Origin of the sequence: Shouchella rhizosphaerae (assembly GCF_900142675.1) — a bacterium.
Classification (GTDB): Bacteria; Bacillota; Bacilli; order Bacillales; family Bacillaceae_D; genus Shouchella; species Shouchella rhizosphaerae.
In genome coordinates this window covers 21,626-40,128 of sequence record NZ_FRBS01000010.1, presented here as the reverse complement: position 1 = coordinate 40,128, position 18,503 = coordinate 21,626, and the positions used below count along the sequence as shown (strand labels likewise).

The window sequence follows — 18,503 nt, the reverse complement described above, 5'->3', positions numbered from 1 at the left end:
ACACTGACTACTTGATGATTTCGCCAGATTTTTTTGCAACGCGTACTTTTTTGCCGTTTTCTTCTTTGTAGCCCACTCGAGTGCGTTCACCTGTCTTTGGATCAACAAGCATGACATTGGAAGAGTGGATCGGTGCTTCTTGGTTTAGAATTCCGCCTTGTGGGTTGTCTTGCGACGGCTTGGCGTGTTTTTTCACCATGTTTACACCTTCAACGAGCACACGGCTTTTTTTCGGGTAAGCTTCTAGTACCGTCCCTTGCTTCCCTTTGTCTTTGCCTGTAATGACAACGACTTTGTCGCCTTTTTTGACATGCATACAATGGCACCTCCTTCAGCTTAGTTCATCAATTCTCTGCTTAAAGAACTTCTGGAGCAAGAGAAACGATTTTCATGAACTGGTTGTCACGAAGTTCACGTGCAACTGGTCCAAAGATACGAGTTCCGCGCGGGCTTTTGTCGTCACGGACAATGACTGCTGCGTTTTCGTCAAACTTGATGTAAGAACCATCATTGCGGCGTACACCACTTTTTGAACGAACGATTACAGCTTTTACAACGTCGCCTTTCTTGACAACGCCCCCTGGTGTTGCTTCTTTTACCGAACAAACAATGACATCGCCAATGTTCGCTATCTTACGCCCAGAGCCACCTAGCACTTTAATGCAGAGCACTTCACGGGCCCCAGAGTTGTCGGCGACTTTTAAGCGGCTTTCTTGTTGGATCATTCAGTTTTACCTCCCTTCAACGGACGCATTGTCAAATGATGATCGCTTCTTCGACGATCTCTACTAAACGGAAACGTTTATCTTTTGAAAGCGGGCGTGTTTCCATAATGCGGACAATGTCGCCTACTTTTGCAGTGTTTTGTTCATCATGCGCTTTAAATTTCTTTGAGTATTTTACGCGTTTTCCGTAAAGGCGGTCTTTTTTATACGTTTCAACGAGTACAGTGATGGTTTTATCCATTTTATCAGAAACGACACGCCCTTGGTAAACTTTACGCTGGTTGCGGTCCATGCAGCAAACCCTCCTTTAGCCGTTGTTAATTCCGAGCTCACGTTCGCGCAAGACCGTTTTAGCACGAGCGATGCTTTTACGGACTTCACGGATACGAACTGGGTTGTCAAGTTGTCCAGTTGCGAGTTGAAAGCGTAGATTGAATAACTCTTCTTTAAGAGATTGTGTCTTTTGTTCAATTTCAGCAGTGGTTAAATCGCGGAGATCAGTTGCTTTCATTTGAGTCACCACCCACTTCTTCGCGTTTTACAAACTTACATTTAATCGGTAATTTGTGAGAGGCAAGACGTAATGCTTCGCGGGCAACTTCTTCAGATACACCGGAAATTTCGAACATAATCTTACCTGGTTTCACAACGGCAACCCATCCCTCAGGTGCCCCTTTACCAGAACCCATACGAACTTCAAGTGGCTTTGCTGTGTATGGCTTTGAAGGGAAAATTTTAATCCATACTTTACCGCCACGTTTCATGTAACGAGTCATCGCAATACGAGCTGCCTCAATTTGACGGTTTGTAATCCATGAAGCTTCAAGAGCTTGCAAGCCAAACTCGCCAAAGTGGACTTCTGTACCGCCTTTTGCACGTCCGCGCATTTTTCCGCGGTGTTCGCGGCGGTATTTTACACGTTTAGGCATTAACATGATTAGTTGCCTCCTTCCTCTTTGTTCGTTCCTTTCGTTGGAAGGACTTCACCACGATAAACCCAGATTTTTACGCCGATTTTACCGTATGTTGTATCAGCTTCAGCTGTACCATAGTCAATATCAGCACGAAGCGTGTGAAGTGGAACAGTTCCTTCGCTATAGTGCTCTGCACGAGCAATGTCTGCTCCGCCAAGGCGGCCTGACACTTGTGTTTTAATTCCTTTTGCACCAGCGCGCATAGTGCGTTGAATTGCTTGTTTCATTGCACGACGGAATGAAATACGGTTTTCAAGTTGACGAGCAATGTTTTCAGCAACAAGCTTTGCATCAAGGTCTGCTTGCTTGATTTCTGAAATGTTAATGTGCACGCGTTTTCCTGTTAGCTCATTAAGAGATTTACGAAGCGCTTCAACTTCTGTACCGCCTTTTCCGATCACCATACCTGGCTTGGCAGTAGAAATTGTGATGTTCACACGGTTCGCAGCACGCTCAATTTCAACTTTAGAGACAGAGGCATCTTTCAGACGGCCTTCTACATGCTCGCGAATCGCGATGTCTTCGTGAAGCAAGTCTGCGTAGTCTTTCTTGCCAGCATACCATTTAGAATCCCAATCACGGATGACGCCGACGCGCAGACCGACTGGATTTACTTTTTGACCCATATGTTATCCCTCCTTCTTTTCTGTTACAACCAATGTAATATGGCTTGTGCGTTTATTGATCCGGCTAGCGCGGCCTTGTGCGCGAGGGCGGAAACGTTTCAGCGTTACGCCTTCGTTCACGTACGCTTCAGATATTACGAGATTGTTTGGCTCCATTTCATAGTTGTGCTCAGCGTTCGCAATTGCCGAATTTAAAAGCTTTTCAACTACTGGAGAAGCAGCTTTAGGCGTGTGTTTTAAAATAGCGATGGCTTCACCGACTTGCTTACCACGAATAAGATCGATCACAAGACGGACTTTGCGAGGCGCTATGCGGACTTGCTTCGCAACAGCTTTAGCTTGTTCCATGAGAAAAGGTCCTCCTTCCTTACTTAGCGTCTTGTTTTCTTATCAGCGGCATGCCCTTTGTACGTACGAGTAGGGGCAAATTCGCCAAGTTTGTGACCAACCATATCTTCAGAAACGTAAACCGGTACATGCTTGCGGCCATCATAGACAGCAAACGTGTGGCCGATAAAATCAGGGAAAATCGTTGAACGACGAGACCAAGTCTTCACGACTTTCTTGTCGTTTGTTGCGTTTAATGCTTCTACTTTTTTCATGAGATGACCATCAACGAAAGGTCCTTTTTTCAAACTACGGCCCATGTATGTTCCTCCTTTCGGGATTCGTCCACGGTTCTGCGTGAGAACCGCAGGCAAACCACGTTATTTTTTACGACGGCGAACAATGTACTTGTCGGAGTGTTTGTTTTTCTTACGTGTTTTGTAACCAAGCGTTGGTTTGCCCCATGGTGACATTGGTGACGGACGGCCAATTGGCGCTTTTCCTTCACCACCGCCATGCGGGTGATCGTTAGGGTTCATAACAGAACCACGCACAGTTGGGCGGATGCCTTTCCAACGCGAACGTCCAGCTTTACCGATGTTAATCAGTTCATGCTCAACATTCCCGACTTGGCCAATTGTAGCGCGGCAAGTAGATAAAATGTAGCGTGTTTCCCCTGAGTTCAAACGAACAAGGGCATAATCGCCTTCCTTACCAAGAAGCTGGGCTTCTGTGCCTGCTGAACGGACTAGCTGGCCGCCTTTTCCTGGACGAAGCTCGATATTGTGGATCACTGTACCTACTGGAATATTCGCTAACGGCAATGCGTTACCTGTTTTAATGTCGGCATCAGGACCGGACACGATAACAGTGCCAACTGTTAGGCCTTTAGGCGCTAGAATGTAACGCTTCTCGCCATCGGCATAGTTGATTAAAGCGATATTCGCGGAACGGTTTGGATCGTATTCGATCGTGGCAACGCGGCCCGGAATTCCATCTTTGTTGCGTTTAAAGTCGATAACACGATATTGACGTTTATGGCCGCCACCTTGGTGACGTACAGTTAAACGACCTTGGTTGTTGCGTCCGCCTTTTTTATGCAAAGGAGCAAGCAACGACTTTTCCGGCTTGTCAGTCGTAATTTCCGCAAAGTCAGATACGCTCATATTACGACGGCCGGCACTGGTCGGTTTATACTTTTTAATTGCCATTTTTGTGATTCCCTCCTTCTCTTGTTACTTACACTTCAAAGAAGTCTAGTTCTTTACTGTCAGCAGAAAGCTGAACAATTGCTTTTTTGCGTTTAGGGGTAAAGCCCGTGTAGCGTCCGAAACGCTTCGCTTTCCCTTTATAATTTACTGTGTTAACGTTTGTCACTTTCACTTCAAAGATTTCTTCAATAGCATCTTTGATTTGCGTTTTGTTGGCGCGGACGTCAACTTCAAACGTGTATTTTTTGTCTTCCATCAGTTCAGTAGAACGTTCAGTAATGACAGGGCGCTTAATGATATCACGTGCGTTTGACATTACGCAAGCACCTCCTCTACCTTTTCGACTGCGTCTTTAGTGATGACAAGCTTGTCATGTTTAAGCAAGTCAAGTACGTTCACGCCGTCGGCTGTAAGGAACGTGATCCCTGGCAAGTTCCGTGCAGACAAAGCAACATTTTCGTTGTAGTCAGCTGTTACAACGAGTGCTTTTGAATCTACAGAAAGGCTTGCAAGCACGTCCTTCATAGCTTTCGTTTTGATTGCTTCTAATTTCAAGTCATCTAGTACAACCAACTCTGAGTCTTTCACTTTAGATGAAAGCGCTGATTTAATAGCAAGACGACGAACTTTCTTCGGCAGTTTATAGCTATAGCTGCGCGGTGTTGGGCCAAATACTACGCCACCGCCAACCCATTGTGGGCTGCGAATGGAACCTTGACGAGCACGCCCAGTTCCTTTTTGACGCCATGGCTTTCTTCCGCCGCCGCGAACTTCTGAACGGCCTTTTGTTTTGTGTGTACCTTGACGAAGAGATGCTTGTTGCATAACAACCGCGTCATGTAAGACACTTTCATTTGGCTCAACACCAAAAACGTTGTCCGCTAGTTCGATCTCTCCTACTTGTGAACCTGTTTGGTTAAAAAGTGATACTTTCGGCATTCGAATGGCCTCCTTTCTTAAGCGTTACGCCTTAACTGCAGATTGTACAGTTACATAGCTTTTCTTAGCCCCTGGTACGTTGCCTTTAACGAGAAGCAAGTTGCGCTCTTCGTCAACGCGAACGATCTCAAGGTTTTGCATTGTAATTTGTTCTCCGCCCATACGGCCAGGAAGCGCTTTTCCTTTAAATACACGGTTTGGCGCTACAGGGCCCATTGAACCTGGACGACGGTGGTAACGAGAGCCGTGTGACATTGGTCCACGGGATTGGTTATGGCGTTTGATCGCGCCTTGGAACCCTTTCCCTTTAGATGTTCCTGTTACGTCAACAAGATCTCCTGCTGCAAATGTTGTTACGTTAATCGCTTGACCTACTTCAACTTCGTCAAGATTAACGCCACGGATTTCCTTAATGAAGCGCTTAGGAGCCGTTTCAGCTTTAGCGGCATGGCCAGTAGCTGGTTTGTTCGGCTTTTTCGCATCAGCAAAACCGATCTGAATCGCCTCGTAGCCATCAGATTCCACTGTCTTCTTTTGAAGGACAATATTTGGTTCTGCTTCAATTACTGTTACTGGAATGACTTCTCCGTTTTCTGCAAACACTTGAGTCATACCGATTTTTCTACCTAAGATTCCTTTGGTCATCCGTTACACCTCCTACTATTGTTCGTTTTATATAGTCTTACAGTTTTATTTCAATATCAACGCCAGATGGTAAATCCAAACGCATCAATGCATCGACTGTTTGCGGCGTTGGATTAATGATGTCAATTAGACGTTTGTGCGTACGCATTTCAAACTGCTCGCGGGAATCTTTGTATTTATGAACCGCACGCAGAATCGTGTAAACCGATTTTTCAGTTGGAAGTGGAATCGGACCTGAAACGCTCGCACCTGAACGTTTTGCCGTTTCTACAATCTTCTCAGCTGATTGATCTAACACACGGTGATCATACGCTTTTAAACGAATACGAATCTTTTGTTTTGCCATGATAGCCCTCCTTTATCGTCCATTTTTAAAATAGACATACTCCGCGGAAATTTCCTCACCCTCCCATGGCAAAGGGGCCGGGTGTGTCAGCAACCTTCCGCATCATCGCTGTCAACGTGCAAACACGAAAATAACCGTTTCCTACCTTTCTCCTAGGCATGAAACGTAACCATCGGGCACACTTCTACTATTATATAGATTTAGGCCAATGAACGCAAGGGATTCAAGAAAAAAACATAAAACAAAAGAGGACGATCGATAACCGTCCTCTTTTTGGCATAAGCATCAGCTTATTCAGTAATAGTAGAAACAACGCCTGAACCAACAGTACGTCCGCCTTCACGGATAGAGAAGCGTGTACCTTCTTCAATTGCGATAGGCGCAATTAGTTCAACTGTCATTTCAGTGTTATCGCCAGGCATAACCATTTCCGTTCCTTCTGGAAGGTGTACAACGCCAGTTACGTCCGTTGTACGGAAATAGAATTGTGGACGATAGTTAGAGAAGAATGGCGTATGACGTCCACCCTCGTCTTTAGAAAGGACATACACTTCAGCAGTGAACTTTGTGTGCGGCGTGATTGTGCCTGGTTTTGCAAGCACTTGGCCACGTTGGATTTCTTCACGGGAAACGCCACGAAGAAGCGCACCAATGTTGTCACCAGCTTCTGCATAGTCAAGAAGCTTACGGAACATTTCTACACCTGTAACAGTTGTAGATTTTTTCTCTTCGTTGATACCAAGAATTTCAACCGTGTCGCCAACATTCAATTGGCCACGCTCTACACGGCCAGTCGCAACTGTACCACGACCAGTGATAGAGAATACGTCCTCAACTGGCATCATAAATGGTTTGTCTTTGTCGCGTTCTGGAGTTGGGATGTACTCATCAACTGCATTCATCAATTCGATGATTTTTTCTTCCCACTCAGCTTCACCTTGAAGAGCTTTAAGAGCAGAACCTTGGATAACAGGAACATCGTCGCCAGGGAAGTCGTACTCAGAAAGAAGGTCACGTACTTCCATTTCAACGAGCTCAAGAAGTTCTTCGTCATCTACCATGTCGCATTTGTTTAGGAATACAACAAGGTAAGGAACACCTACGTTACGAGAAAGCAAGATGTGCTCACGAGTTTGTGGCATTGGGCCGTCAGCAGCAGATACAACTAGGATACCGCCGTCCATTTGCGCAGCACCAGTGATCATGTTTTTAACATAGTCAGCGTGGCCTGGGCAGTCAACGTGTGCATAGTGACGAGAGTCTGTTTCATATTCAACGTGTGCTGTTGAAATGGTGATACCACGCTCGCGCTCTTCTGGAGCACCGTCGATTGCGTCATATGCCATTGCTTGGCCTTTACCAGAACGCTTTGCAAGTACAGTTGTAATTGCAGCTGTTAGAGTTGTTTTACCATGGTCAACGTGTCCAATTGTACCAATGTTGGCATGTGTTTTGGAGCGGTCGAATTTTTCTTTTGCCATGAGTCATTTTCCTCCCTTAAATACGGATTTGATTTTATGTCAATAAGAAAGGACGGCTGAATGGACAGCCTATTCCTCCCCTAGCTTACAACAAAAAATGTCGCAAAACAACGAGAAGTAATTAAGCACCCGTTTGTTTTTTGATAATTTCTTCGGCAATGCTCTTCGGCACTTCTTCGTAGTGGTCAAAAACCATTGAGTATGTGCCACGTCCTTGCGTACGAGAACGAAGGCTTGTTGCATAACCGAACATTTCTGCAAGCGGTACAAACGCTTTTACAACTTGCGCATTTCCACGTGCTTCCATGCCTTCGACACGGCCGCGGCGTGCTGTAACGTCACCCATAATGTCACCCATGTATTCTTCTGGGACGACAATTTCAACTTTTGAAATCGGCTCAAGCAGAACTGGGTCACATTTTGACTTAGCGTTTTTAAGCGCCATTGAAGCGGCGATCTTAAAGGCCATTTCAGAAGAGTCGACATCATGGTATGAACCGTCATAAAGCTTTGCTTTAATGTCGATGACAGGATAGCCTGCAATCATACCGTTTTGCAACGCTTCTTCAATACCCGCTTGAACGGATGGGATGTACTCACGAGGAACAACGCCTCCGACAATCGCGTTTTCAAATTCAAAGCCAGCGCCTTCTTCGTTTGGCGAGAACTCGACCCAAACGTGTCCGAACTGACCGCGTCCACCAGATTGGCGAACGAATTTTCCTTCCACTTGTGCAGCAGTACGGATTGTTTCACGGTAAGAAACTTGCGGCGCGCCAACGTTCGCTTCGACTTTAAACTCGCGGCGTAGACGGTCAACGATAATGTCAAGGTGAAGTTCACCCATACCACCAATAACCGTTTCACCCGTCTCTTCGTCCGTAAATGTTTTGAAAGTCGGATCTTCTTCAGCAAGCTTTGCAAGCGCAATACCCATTTTGTCTTGGTCGGCCTTTGATTTCGGCTCAACAGACAAATGGATAACTGGCTCTGGAAATTCCATAGACTCTAAAATAACAAGATTTTTCTCGTCGCATAGAGTATCGCCAGTTGTTGTATCTTTCAAACCAACAGCAGCTGCAATATCGCCGGAGTAAACAGTTGAAATTTCCTCACGGGAGTTTGCGTGCATTTGCAGGATACGTCCGATACGCTCACGCTTGTCTTTCGTTGCATTACGAACATAGGAACCAGAGTTAAGCGTACCTGAGTAAACACGGAAGAATGTAAGTTTCCCTACAAACGGATCCGTCATTACTTTAAAAGCCAATGCGGCAAACGGTTGGTCGTCACCAGGCTCACGCGTTACTTCTTCGTCTGTTCCAGGGACTTGGCCGCGGATTGCTGCGACGTCAAGCGGTGATGGCAAGTAGTCAAGCACTGCGTCAAGAAGCGCTTGAACCCCTTTGTTCTTAAAGGCAGTACCACAAACGACTGGGTAGAACTCAACATTACAAGTTCCTTTGCGGATAGCCGCTTTTAGTTCGTCTTTTGTTAATTCTTCGCCTTCTAGATACTTCATCATGAGGTCTTCGTCTAATTCTGCTACTGCTTCAACCAACGATTCACGAAGGCTTTCCGCTTCGTCTTTATAGTCAGCAGGAACTTCAGTAACTTCCCAATCTTGGCCTAAGTCGTCTTTCGAAATATGCGCTTGCATTTCGATCAAATCGACAAAACCGACAAAATCGTCTTCAGCGCCAATCGGCAACTGGATTGGATGTGCATTGGCCTGCAAACGGTCACGCAAAGTACTTACAGAATACATGAAATCGGCACCGGTTTTATCCATTTTGTTGATGAATACAATACGCGGCACCCCGTATGTCGTCGCTTGACGCCATACTGTCTCTGTTTGCGGCTCAACGCCTGATTGCGCGTCAAGTACCGCAACAGCTCCATCAAGTACACGTAACGAACGTTCAACTTCAACCGTAAAGTCTACGTGTCCAGGTGTATCAATAATGTTGATACGGTGGCCTTTCCACTGAGCTGTTGTAGCCGCAGACGTGATCGTAATGCCACGTTCTTGCTCTTGCTCCATCCAGTCCATTTGGGAGGCACCTTCGTGTGTTTCACCAATCTTGTGCACACGACCTGTGTAGAACAAAATACGTTCTGTTGTCGTCGTTTTACCGGCATCAATGTGGGCCATGATGCCGATATTACGCGTATCTTTTAAGGAGAATTCTCTTGCCATAGGTTCGTTCTCCTTTCTCTATCGAGTGAATAAAATTCTTACCAACGGTAATGAGCAAACGCTTTGTTCGCTTCTGCCATTTTGTGCGTGTCTTCGCGCTTCTTGACAGCTGCGCCAGCATTGTTGGCTGCATCAAGAATTTCGTTAGCGAGACGCTCTTCCATTGTCTTTTCGCCACGAAGACGCGCGTAATTGACCAACCAACGCAAACCTAGAGTCGTACGACGCTCTGGTTTTACTTCGATTGGCACTTGATAGTTAGAACCGCCGACACGGCGAGCTTTCACTTCAAGGACAGGCATAATGTTTTTCAACGCTTGATCGAATACTTCCATTGGATCGTTACCGCTACGCTCTTTTACTAGTTCAAACGCATTATAAAGAATCGTTTGTGCTGTTCCACGCTTCCCGTCAACCATGATGCGGTTAATGAGGCGGGTAACAAGTTTAGAATTGTATATTGGATCAGGCAATACGTCACGACGTGCAACTGGACCTTTACGAGGCATGTTTCCCCCTCCTTTCAACATTTATCTACATTAAAAACGTAGGTTATTTCTTATCTTTTGGCTTTTTTGTACCGTATTTTGAACGGCCTTGCATACGGTTTTGAACACCAGCAGTGTCAAGAGCGCCACGCACGATGTGGTAGCGTACCCCTGGCAAGTCTTTTACACGGCCACCGCGGATAAGCACAACACTGTGCTCTTGCAAGTTATGGCCAATGCCTGGGATGTATGCAGTAACCTCAATTTGGTTTGTCAAACGCACACGCGCATATTTACGAAGAGCCGAGTTCGGTTTCTTCGGCGTCATTGTGCCGACACGAGTACAAACACCGCGTTTTTGCGGAGAAGACACATCCGTTTGTGACTTCTTGAAACTGTTGTACCCTTTGTTCAAAGCAGGCGAGTCAGACTTTTTCACTTTGTCTACCCGACCTTTGCGGATTAACTGGTTAATAGTAGGCATGTTGTGTTCCTCCCTTCCACATTTTTAAGACCACTGATCCAGGTGGTTCATGTTTAGGCAAAAGAATATATTGTAAGGCGTAAGCGCCAAACAATATCGTTACTTCCTTAACGCTACAGCAGCAGCGCCAACATCAATTCCGCAAGCTTTTCCTAGCCGTTTCATTGAGTCGACATACACGACCGTCACATCTGTATCTTTCGCGGCTTCCACTACGTCTGCCACAACTCGTGGGTCAGCGTCTTTTGCCACGTACAATTCACTGACTAAACGAGCGTGTAAAGCTTTTTGTGTCTGTTTCTTACCGATAATCGGATCTTTTGCCTGCTCCACTTTTTCATAAGACATCATTCTCATCCTCCAAAGCAACAGGCCTCATCAGGCACACTTTGATATATTATCACCGCCTGATAGGCTGTGTCAACAGCCTATCGCGGCGATTCTAAAATTAATCTTGGACAAGCACTTCTTCTGGCGTACCCGCTTCTTCATTCTCCGCTCTTTCATCATGCGCGGAATGAATGCCGAGCGTTTTATAGCGAGCCAGCCCTGTTCCAGCAGGAACGAGTTTGCCGATGATGACATTTTCTTTCAAGCCAAGCAACTCGTCGCGTTTTCCTTTTATAGCGGCATCCGTCAAGACACGTGTTGTTTCTTGGAAGGAAGCAGCAGACAAGAAGGAATCCGTTTCAAGTGACGCTTTCGTAATGCCTAACAGCACTGGGCGGCCGGTAGCCGGACGCATATTGCTTAACAATACTTTCTTGTTCGCTTCGTTAAAGCGTTGAATTTCAACGAGAGAGCCAGGAAGAATGCCTGTATCTCCAGCATCAACGACACGCACTTTGCGAAGCATTTGCCGAACCATTACTTCAACGTGCTTATCGCCAATTTCTACCCCTTGGAGACGGTATACTTTTTGGACTTCGCGGAGCAAGTATTCTTGTACGCCACCCATACCCGTTACTTTCAGAAGTTCTTTTGGATCAATCGAACCTTCTGTTAACGTTTGGCCAGCAACAACCTTGTCCCCGACTGCCACTTTCAAACGAGAGCCATACGGAATCGAGTAATTTTTCGTCTCGAGTTCACTTTGTACAGTGACTTCACGTTTGTCGCCGTCTCTGACATCAACCACATCGCCGTCAATTTCGGTAATAACGGCCTGCCCTTTTGGATTACGGGCTTCAAACAGCTCTTGAATACGTGGAAGACCTTGGGTAATATCGTCTCCAGCAACACCGCCTGTATGGAACGTCCGCATTGTTAGCTGCGTTCCCGGTTCACCGATGGACTGGGCAGCGATAATACCAACTGCTTCGCCAACTTCTACATCGCTGCCCGTAGCAAGGTTGCGGCCATAGCAAGCCTTACACACGCCGTGATGGGTGTTACAAGTGAAGACAGACCGGATTGTTACTGATTCCACACCAGCATCAACAATTTGTTTAGCTGTATCCTCATTCATCAACTCGCCACGGCGGACAAGGACTTCATCCGTTTCTGGATGACGCACCGTTTTGAAAGCAACACGGCCAACTAAACGGTCATAAAGGCCTTCAATCGTTTCGGTGCCTTCTTTGATCGCCGTCACTTCCAAACCTCGGTCTGTGCCACAGTCATTTTCACGAACAATGACATCTTGGGCTACGTCAACAAGGCGGCGCGTCAAGTAACCTGAGTCAGCCGTTTTGAGCGCTGTATCGGCAAGACCTTTCCGGGCGCCGTGCGTTGAAATAAAGTACTCAAGGACTGTCAGCCCTTCACGGAAGCTCGATTTAATTGGAAGTTCAATGATCCGTCCAGATGGGTTGGCCATCAAACCACGCATACCAGCAAGCTGGGTAAAGTTTGAGGCGTTACCACGAGCGCCTGAATCACTCATCATGAAGATTGGGTTGCGCGCATCAAGCGTACCCATAAGCTTGCTTTGGATTAAGTCTTTGGCGTCGCTCCAAATTGAGATAACGCGGTCGTAGCGCTCTTCTTCCGTGATCAAACCACGGCGAAATTGCTTCATAATGCGCTCTACTTTTTTGTCCGCTTCATCAAGAATTTCTTTCTTCTCGGAAAGGACGACAATGTCTGACACGCCTACCGTGATACCGGCTTTCGTCGAATACTTAAAGCCAAGGTCTTTCATCCGGTCAAGCATCTTAGACGTTTCCGTAATCTTGAATTTCTTGAAGACTTCCGAAATGATGTTTCCAAGAAACCCTTTCTTAAATGGCGGAACGAGATCCCGTTCTTTCAAGAGTTCTTTTACATTGGTGTTGCTTGGCACCAAGTATTTTTCTGGCGTCTTCACTTCCAAGTTCGACGCCGTCGGCTCATTAATGTACGGGAACGAGTCAGGCATAATCTCGTTAAACAAAAGTTTTCCGACTGTCGTCAATAGCAACATGTTCGACTCTTCATCAGCAAACGTCGGTTTATTCAGCGATGCCACTGGAACAGCGATGCGTGTATGCAAGTGGACATAGCCGTTTTGATACGCGATCAACGCCTCGTTGGAATCTTTAAATACAGAGCCTTCCCCACGGGCATTTGCATTTTCCATGGTCAAATAATAGTTACCTAAAACCATATCTTGAGAAGGCGTTACAACAGGTTTGCCATCTTTAGGGTTCAAGATGTTTTGTGCAGCAAGCATCAGAATGCGTGCTTCCGCTTGCGCTTCTGCCGACAACGGCACGTGGACAGCCATTTGGTCGCCGTCAAAGTCGGCGTTGTATGCTGTACAGACAAGCGGGTGCAATTTAATTGCACGGCCTTCTACTAAGATAGGCTCAAACGCTTGAATTCCAAGACGGTGCAATGTCGGTGCACGGTTCAGGAGTACAGGGTGCTCGCGAATAACTTCTTCAAGCACATCCCACACTTCTGGCTGGACACGCTCGACTTTCCGCTTAGCGCTCTTAATGTTATGGGCAAGCCCTTTAGAAACAAGCTCTTTCATCACAAAAGGCTTAAATAATTCTAGCGCCATTTCTTTCGGAAGCCCGCATTGGTACATTTTCAAGTTAGGACCAACTACGATAACCGAACGGCCAGAGTAGTCAACCCGTTTTCCAAGCAAGTTTTGGCGAAAACGCCCTTGTTTCCCTTTTAGCATATGGGACAATGATTTTAACGGACGGTTCCCTGGGCCAGTAACTGGGCGGCCGCGGCGGCCATTATCAATCAAGGCATCGACCGCTTCTTGAAGCATCCGCTTCTCATTTTGCACAATAATGTTCGGCGCCCCTAAATCAAGCAACCGTTTCAAACGGTTATTGCGGTTAATGACGCGGCGGTACAAGTCATTTAAATCAGAAGTAGCAAAACGGCCACCGTCTAGCTGTACCATTGGCCGTAATTCTGGCGGAATGACAGGAAGAACATCAAGCACCATCCATGACGGTTCGTTACCAGAATTGCGGAATGCTTCCAGCACTTCTAGCCGTTTAATCGCACGTGTACGCCGTTGCCCTTGCGCGGTTTCGAGCTCTTCTTTCAGGGCATTGACTTCTTTTTGCAAGTCAATGTCGGCAAGCAATTTGCGAATCGCTTCCGCACCCATAGAAGCTGTAAATGTACGGCCGTATTTATCGTAATAAGCACGGTACTCTTTCTCTGACAAAAGCTGTTTTTTCTCTAGTGGTGTATCGCCTGGTTCAGTCACTACATAAGAAGCGAAGTAAATGACTTCCTCAAGGGAACGGGGCGACATATCAAGCACGAGGCCCATCCGACTTGGAATTCCCTTAAAATACCAAATATGCGACACAGGAGCGGCAAGCTCAATATGCCCCATCCGTTCCCGGCGCACTTTTGCACGGGTAACTTCAACGCCGCAGCGGTCGCAAACGACCCCTTTGTAACGGACACGCTTATATTTTCCGCAATGGCATTCCCAGTCTTTCTGCGGCCCAAAAATACGCTCACAGAACAAACCATCTTTTTCCGGCTTTAATGTCCGGTAGTTGATTGTTTCTGGTTTTTTAACTTCTCCACGGGACCACGAGCGGATTTTATTTGGTGATGCCAAACCAATTTTCATGTATTCAAAGTTATTTACATCGATCAAGGGGCCAACCTCCCTTATGATTTCACCCAATGTGGGTAACTGTTCAATGCGGATTATTCTTGAGGGGCAAAGGGGAAGAAACGAATGTTTCTCCCCTCAGACTGTAGACAAACGCTCGCATACGTCGTCGTTTGTCTCGGTCATATGCTCATGAACACACGTTCTATTCGCATCTTCCCTCGGCTGCACTCCTCGTCTGACAAGCGTCCTCGGTCATCTGCTTTAGAACGGTCCTTCCATGCGCAAGCACTGTTGCTCATGAACACACGTTCTATTCGCATCTCACCCGCCCTTTATAGTTGTGATTCGTTCGTCTCTAAATTGAGGTTGAGTTTTTCAGACGTTTGGTCTTCTTCGTCATCCAGCTCGCGCATTTCAATTTCTTCTTCGTTGCTGGAGAGCATCTTCACGTCCATGCCCAACGATTGCAATTCTTTAATGAGGACTTTAAACGATTCCGGCACCCCTGGCTCAGGAACGTTTTCCCCTTTTACAATTGCCTCGTACGTTTTCACACGACCAACAACGTCATCTGATTTAACAGTGAGAATTTCTTGGAGCGTGTAAGCAGCACCGTATGCTTCCAGTGCCCATACTTCCATTTCCCCGAAACGCTGTCCACCAAATTGAGCTTTACCGCCAAGAGGCTGCTGCGTAACGAGTGAGTACGGGCCTGTTGACCGGGCATGGAGCTTGTCGTCAACCATGTGGGCAAGCTTGATCATGTACATAATCCCAACAGATACACGATTGTCAAACGGTTCGCCAGTACGGCCATCATATAAAATCGTTTTTCCGTCTCGGGCCATGCCTGCTTCTTCCAATGTGCCCCAAACGTCTTCTTCACTAGCGCCGTCAAATACTGGAGACGCCACATGGATGCCTAGTTTGCGGGCAGCCATACCAAGATGAAGTTCAAGCACTTGTCCGATATTCATCCGCGAAGGTACGCCAAGTGGGTTTAACATAATGTCAACAGGCGTTCCATCTGGTAAAAACGGCATATCTTCTTCTGGCAGGATTCGGGAAATAACCCCTTTGTTCCCGTGACGGCCAGCCATTTTATCGCCTTGGTTAATTTTCCGCTTTTGTACGATGTAGACACGGACAAGTTGGTTGACGCCTGGAGGAAGTTCATCGCCGTCTTCACGGTTAAAGATTTTCACGTCAAGAACGATTCCGTCTCCACCATGCGGTGCACGCAATGAAGTATCCCGCACTTCACGGGCTTTCTCTCCAAAAATCGCGTGCAAGAGGCGTTCTTCTGCCGTCAGCTCTGTTACACCTTTTGGCGTTACTTTACCAACAAGAATGTCGCCATCTTTAACTTCAGCCCCGATGCGAATAATTCCCCGCTCGTCAAGGTTGCGTAATGCATCCTCACCAACGTTCGGAATATCGCGTGTAATCTCTTCAGGTCCGAGTTTTGTATCACGGGCATCCGATTCATATTCCTCGATATGGATGGACGTATAAACGTCATCTTTGACAAGGCGCTCACTTAAAATGATCGCATCCTCGTAGTTGTAGCCATCCCATGTCATAAAGGCGACAAGCACGTTGCGGCCAAGCGCCATTTCGCCCATCTCCATTGAAGGACCATCTGCTAAGATTTCACGTTTTTCAATGCGATCGCCTTCGCGTACAATCGGGCGCTGATTATAACTTGTGCCCTGGTTGGAGCGCACAAATTTTTGTAGTTTGTATTTATCAAGGTCGCCTTTCGTTTCTTTGCCATCTACTTCTTCGATGCGGCGGACCCAAATTTCTTTAGCAGTAACACGTTCAACGATACCGGCATATTTTGAGACAACGGCAGCCCCTGAATCTTTAGCAGACACGTGCTCCATCCCTGTTCCGACAAGCGGTGCTTCTGGAACGAGCAAAGGCACGGCTTGGCGCTGCATGTTTGCGCCCATTAGTGCGCGGTTCGAGTCGTCATTTTCCAAAAACGGAATACATGACGTCGCCGCAGAAACAACTTGTTTAGGCGAAACGTCCATATAGTCGACACGGTCGCAAGGAACGACGGTGTTTTCACCGCGGAAGCGGGCAATGATGTTATCATCGACAAACGATCCGTCATCATTCAGCTTCGCATTGGCTTGGGCAACTACATAATTGTCCTCTTCATCGGCTGTTAAATAGTCGATTCGCGATGTTACTTTCCCTGTTTCAGGGTCAACACGGCGGTATGGTGTTTCCATAAAACCGAACTCATTCACTTTCGCGTAAGAGGACAGCGTGTTAATCAAGCCAATGTTCGGGCCTTCCGGCGTTTCAATCGGACACATCCGCCCGTAATGGGAATAGTGAACGTCACGTACTTCCATTCCAGCACGCTCACGAGTTAAACCTCCTGGGCCTAGCGCAGAAAGTCGGCGCTTATGCGTCAGTTCAGCAAGTGGGTTCGTTTGGTCCATGAACTGTGAAAGCTGCGAGCTACCAAAGAACTCTTTAATCGATGCGATGACTGGGCGAATGTTAATAAGCGCTTGTGGCGTAATCACATTCGGGTCTTGAATGGACATCCGTTCACGCACGACGCGTTCCATCCGAGAAAGGCCAATTCGGAATTGGTTTTGCAGCAGTTCCCCAACCGAACGGAGACGGCGGTTGCCCAAATGGTCAATGTCGTCTGTATCGCCGACACCATGCAGCAAGTTGAAGAAATAGCTGATGGAAGCGATGATATCCGCAGGGGCAATATGTTTTACGTCGCGTTCAACCATGCCGTTGCTAATAACGGAAATGACGCGCTCGCCCTCATAGTCATCTGCTACATAAATTTTAACCGATTGGATTTCGACGTCGGATTCCTCAAGAACGCCGCCAGATGTTCGAGCTGTACGGAAACCAACATTTTTCTCCAAATGCGGGATCAGTTTATCCAACGTTCTCCGGTCAAGCAGTGTTCCCTCTTCAGCTAGAACTTCGCCTGTCTCCGGATCAACAAGCTTTTCCGCCAAACGTTGGTTAAATAGCCGATTTTTGATATGAAGCTTTTTATTTATTTTATAACGACCGACATTTGCGAGGTCATAACGCTTAGGATCGAAAAAGCGAGATTCAAGCAAGCTTTTCGCATTTTCTACTGTTGGCGGCTCGCCTGGGCGCAAACGCTCATAGATTTCAAGCAGCGCTTTATCGGTTGAATCCGTATTGTCTTTCTCTAGCGTGTTGCGCAAATACTCGTTTTCGCCTAAAAGGTCAACGATTTCTTGATCAGACCCAAAGCCTAGAGCACGCAAAAGTACTGTAACTGGAATTTTACGAGTACGGTCAATACGTACATAAACAATATCTTTTGCATCTGTCTCAAGCTCAAGCCACGCTCCGCGGTTCGGAATGACAGTGGCAGTAAAGCCTTTTTTTCCGTTTTTGTCGAGCTTTTGGCTATAGTAAACGCTCGGTGAGCGAACAAGCTGAGAAACGATAACGCGCTCAGCGCCATTGATGATAAATGTCCCTGTTTCTGTCATCAACGGGAAATCGCCCATAAAGACTTCCTGTTCTTTTACTTCGCCTGTCTCTTTATTAATAAGGCGAACTTTGACACGTAGAGGAGCGGCAAAGGTCACGTCACGCTCTTTTGACTCATCAACAGGATACTTTGGTTCTCCTAGACTGTAATCAATAAACTCTAACACTAAATTGCCAGTGAAGTCTTGGATCGGTGAAATGTCTTGAAACATCTCCCGCAAACCCTCATCAAGAAACCATTGATAAGAAGCTGTTTGAATTTCAATCAAGTTTGGCAGTTCGAGCACTTCATTAATTCGCGCATAGCTTCTCCGCTGGCGGTGACGTCCATACTGAATTAGTTGACCTGTCAACTGATTCACCCCTTAAATCTCGCGTTATAGTATCTAAAAAACACTGTTTATAAGCTGCATAAAAAAACCTATAAACAGAGGTACCCGTTCAGACAAAAAGGCTTGTTTTTGTATCGAATCTGCGAAGAGACTATACAAAACCGCAAAAAAGC

The 18,503-nt window shown here is 46.6% G+C and carries 20 protein-coding genes; all 20 read right to left on the bottom strand.

Features of this window, described 5'->3' with window-relative positions:
• Positions 1 to 7: 7 nt before the first annotated feature.
• On the bottom strand, positions 8 to 316 hold the full coding sequence (gene rplX, locus BUC05_RS20510) for a 50S ribosomal protein L24 (protein ID WP_011245025.1): 309 nt from the start codon (positions 314 to 316) through the stop codon (positions 8 to 10).
• A gap of 40 nt (positions 317 to 356) precedes the next feature.
• Positions 357 to 725 (bottom strand): 50S ribosomal protein L14, encoded by a 369-nt coding sequence (gene rplN / locus BUC05_RS20505; RefSeq protein WP_011245024.1) that lies wholly within the window; start codon positions 723 to 725, stop codon positions 357 to 359.
• Positions 726 to 756: 31 nt separating this feature from the next.
• A complete protein-coding gene (gene rpsQ / locus BUC05_RS20500) occupies positions 757 to 1,017 on the bottom strand; it encodes a 30S ribosomal protein S17 (RefSeq protein WP_011245023.1) in 261 nt (86 codons plus the stop codon).
• Between the two features lie 15 nt (positions 1,018 to 1,032).
• Positions 1,033 to 1,236 (bottom strand): 50S ribosomal protein L29, encoded by a 204-nt coding sequence (gene rpmC, locus BUC05_RS20495; protein WP_011245022.1) that lies wholly within the window; start codon positions 1,234 to 1,236, stop codon positions 1,033 to 1,035.
• Complete coding sequence (gene rplP / locus BUC05_RS20490) at positions 1,223 to 1,660, bottom strand: 50S ribosomal protein L16 (protein ID WP_011245021.1); 438 nt, start codon at positions 1,658 to 1,660, stop codon at positions 1,223 to 1,225. The genes rpmC and rplP overlap by 14 nt, the downstream gene beginning before the upstream one ends.
• 2 nt (positions 1,661 to 1,662) lie before the next feature.
• A complete protein-coding gene (rpsC, locus tag BUC05_RS20485) occupies positions 1,663 to 2,325 on the bottom strand; it encodes a 30S ribosomal protein S3 (RefSeq protein ID WP_073305866.1) in 663 nt (220 codons plus the stop codon).
• Positions 2,326 to 2,328: 3 nt separating this feature from the next.
• Entirely contained in the window at positions 2,329 to 2,673 is a 345-nt protein-coding gene (gene rplV, locus BUC05_RS20480; RefSeq protein WP_011245019.1) for a 50S ribosomal protein L22, read from the bottom strand.
• 23 nt (positions 2,674 to 2,696) lie between these two features.
• On the bottom strand, positions 2,697 to 2,972 hold the full coding sequence (gene rpsS / locus BUC05_RS20475) for a 30S ribosomal protein S19 (RefSeq protein ID WP_011245018.1): 276 nt from the start codon (positions 2,970 to 2,972) through the stop codon (positions 2,697 to 2,699).
• 60 nt (positions 2,973 to 3,032) lie between these two features.
• Positions 3,033 to 3,863, bottom strand: a complete 831-nt coding sequence (rplB, locus tag BUC05_RS20470) for a 50S ribosomal protein L2 (RefSeq protein ID WP_011245017.1) — start codon at positions 3,861 to 3,863, stop codon at positions 3,033 to 3,035.
• Between the two features lie 28 nt (positions 3,864 to 3,891).
• On the bottom strand, positions 3,892 to 4,179 hold the full coding sequence (gene rplW, locus BUC05_RS20465; RefSeq protein ID WP_011245016.1) for a 50S ribosomal protein L23: 288 nt from the start codon (positions 4,177 to 4,179) through the stop codon (positions 3,892 to 3,894).
• Positions 4,179 to 4,802: a 50S ribosomal protein L4 gene (gene rplD / locus BUC05_RS20460; RefSeq protein ID WP_011245015.1), complete on the bottom strand. Its 624-nt coding sequence runs from the start codon at positions 4,800 to 4,802 to the stop codon at positions 4,179 to 4,181. Before rplD ends, rplW begins: the two co-directional genes overlap by 1 nt.
• A gap of 24 nt (positions 4,803 to 4,826) precedes the next feature.
• Complete coding sequence (gene rplC / locus BUC05_RS20455; protein ID WP_011245014.1) at positions 4,827 to 5,447, bottom strand: 50S ribosomal protein L3; 621 nt, start codon at positions 5,445 to 5,447, stop codon at positions 4,827 to 4,829.
• A gap of 37 nt (positions 5,448 to 5,484) precedes the next feature.
• Positions 5,485 to 5,793 carry a 30S ribosomal protein S10 gene (rpsJ, locus tag BUC05_RS20450; protein ID WP_011245013.1) on the bottom strand — a complete coding sequence of 103 codons (309 nt, stop codon included), beginning with the start codon at positions 5,791 to 5,793 and terminating at the stop codon, positions 5,485 to 5,487.
• Between the two features lie 290 nt (positions 5,794 to 6,083).
• The gene (tuf, locus tag BUC05_RS20445; RefSeq protein ID WP_011245012.1) at positions 6,084 to 7,274 is read right to left on the bottom strand and encodes an elongation factor Tu; all 1,191 of its coding nucleotides are present in this window, start codon (positions 7,272 to 7,274) and stop codon (positions 6,084 to 6,086) included.
• Positions 7,275 to 7,395: 121 nt separating this feature from the next.
• The gene (gene fusA, locus BUC05_RS20440; RefSeq protein WP_011245011.1) at positions 7,396 to 9,474 is read right to left on the bottom strand and encodes an elongation factor G; all 2,079 of its coding nucleotides are present in this window, start codon (positions 9,472 to 9,474) and stop codon (positions 7,396 to 7,398) included.
• 38 nt (positions 9,475 to 9,512) lie between these two features.
• A complete protein-coding gene (rpsG, locus tag BUC05_RS20435; protein WP_011245010.1) occupies positions 9,513 to 9,983 on the bottom strand; it encodes a 30S ribosomal protein S7 in 471 nt (156 codons plus the stop codon).
• A gap of 43 nt (positions 9,984 to 10,026) precedes the next feature.
• A complete protein-coding gene (rpsL, locus tag BUC05_RS20430) occupies positions 10,027 to 10,446 on the bottom strand; it encodes a 30S ribosomal protein S12 (protein ID WP_011245009.1) in 420 nt (139 codons plus the stop codon).
• Between the two features lie 99 nt (positions 10,447 to 10,545).
• The gene (locus BUC05_RS20425) at positions 10,546 to 10,794 is read right to left on the bottom strand and encodes a 50S ribosomal protein L7ae-like protein (protein ID WP_011245008.1); all 249 of its coding nucleotides are present in this window, start codon (positions 10,792 to 10,794) and stop codon (positions 10,546 to 10,548) included.
• 100 nt (positions 10,795 to 10,894) lie between these two features.
• Positions 10,895 to 14,515 carry a DNA-directed RNA polymerase subunit beta' gene (rpoC, locus tag BUC05_RS20420; protein ID WP_011245007.1) on the bottom strand — a complete coding sequence of 1,207 codons (3,621 nt, stop codon included), beginning with the start codon at positions 14,513 to 14,515 and terminating at the stop codon, positions 10,895 to 10,897.
• Positions 14,516 to 14,808: 293 nt separating this feature from the next.
• On the bottom strand, positions 14,809 to 18,351 hold the full coding sequence (gene rpoB / locus BUC05_RS20415; protein ID WP_011245006.1) for a DNA-directed RNA polymerase subunit beta: 3,543 nt from the start codon (positions 18,349 to 18,351) through the stop codon (positions 14,809 to 14,811).
• Between the last annotated feature and the right edge of the window lie 152 nt (positions 18,352 to 18,503).

Bases quoted from the DNA above. Each gene is read 5' to 3' on its own strand.
- rplC (WP_011245014.1), bottom strand. From the start codon at position 5,447: ATGACCAAAGGAATCTTAGGTAGAAAAATCGGTATGACTCAAGTGTTT.
- rplP (WP_011245021.1), bottom strand. From the start codon at position 1,660: ATGTTAATGCCTAAACGTGTAAAATACCGCCGCGAACACCGCGGAAAA.
- BUC05_RS20425 (WP_011245008.1), bottom strand. From the start codon at position 10,794: ATGTCTTATGAAAAAGTGGAGCAGGCAAAAGATCCGATTATCGGTAAG.
- rpmC (WP_011245022.1), bottom strand. From the start codon at position 1,236: ATGAAAGCAACTGATCTCCGCGATTTAACCACTGCTGAAATTGAACAA.
- fusA (WP_011245011.1), bottom strand. From the start codon at position 9,474: ATGGCAAGAGAATTCTCCTTAAAAGATACGCGTAATATCGGCATCATG.
- rpsC (WP_073305866.1), bottom strand. From the start codon at position 2,325: ATGGGTCAAAAAGTAAATCCAGTCGGTCTGCGCGTCGGCGTCATCCGT.
- rpsG (WP_011245010.1), bottom strand. From the start codon at position 9,983: ATGCCTCGTAAAGGTCCAGTTGCACGTCGTGACGTATTGCCTGATCCA.
- rpsS (WP_011245018.1), bottom strand. From the start codon at position 2,972: ATGGGCCGTAGTTTGAAAAAAGGACCTTTCGTTGATGGTCATCTCATG.
- rpsJ (WP_011245013.1), bottom strand. From the start codon at position 5,793: ATGGCAAAACAAAAGATTCGTATTCGTTTAAAAGCGTATGATCACCGT.
- rplB (WP_011245017.1), bottom strand. From the start codon at position 3,863: ATGGCAATTAAAAAGTATAAACCGACCAGTGCCGGCCGTCGTAATATG.
- rpsQ (WP_011245023.1), bottom strand. From the start codon at position 1,017: ATGGACCGCAACCAGCGTAAAGTTTACCAAGGGCGTGTCGTTTCTGAT.
- rplV (WP_011245019.1), bottom strand. From the start codon at position 2,673: ATGGAACAAGCTAAAGCTGTTGCGAAGCAAGTCCGCATAGCGCCTCGC.
- rplX (WP_011245025.1), bottom strand. From the start codon at position 316: ATGCATGTCAAAAAAGGCGACAAAGTCGTTGTCATTACAGGCAAAGAC.
- tuf (WP_011245012.1), bottom strand. From the start codon at position 7,274: ATGGCAAAAGAAAAATTCGACCGCTCCAAAACACATGCCAACATTGGT.
- rplW (WP_011245016.1), bottom strand. From the start codon at position 4,179: ATGTCAAACGCACGTGATATCATTAAGCGCCCTGTCATTACTGAACGT.
- rpsL (WP_011245009.1), bottom strand. From the start codon at position 10,446: ATGCCTACTATTAACCAGTTAATCCGCAAAGGTCGGGTAGACAAAGTG.
- rplD (WP_011245015.1), bottom strand. From the start codon at position 4,802: ATGCCGAAAGTATCACTTTTTAACCAAACAGGTTCACAAGTAGGAGAG.
- rplN (WP_011245024.1), bottom strand. From the start codon at position 725: ATGATCCAACAAGAAAGCCGCTTAAAAGTCGCCGACAACTCTGGGGCC.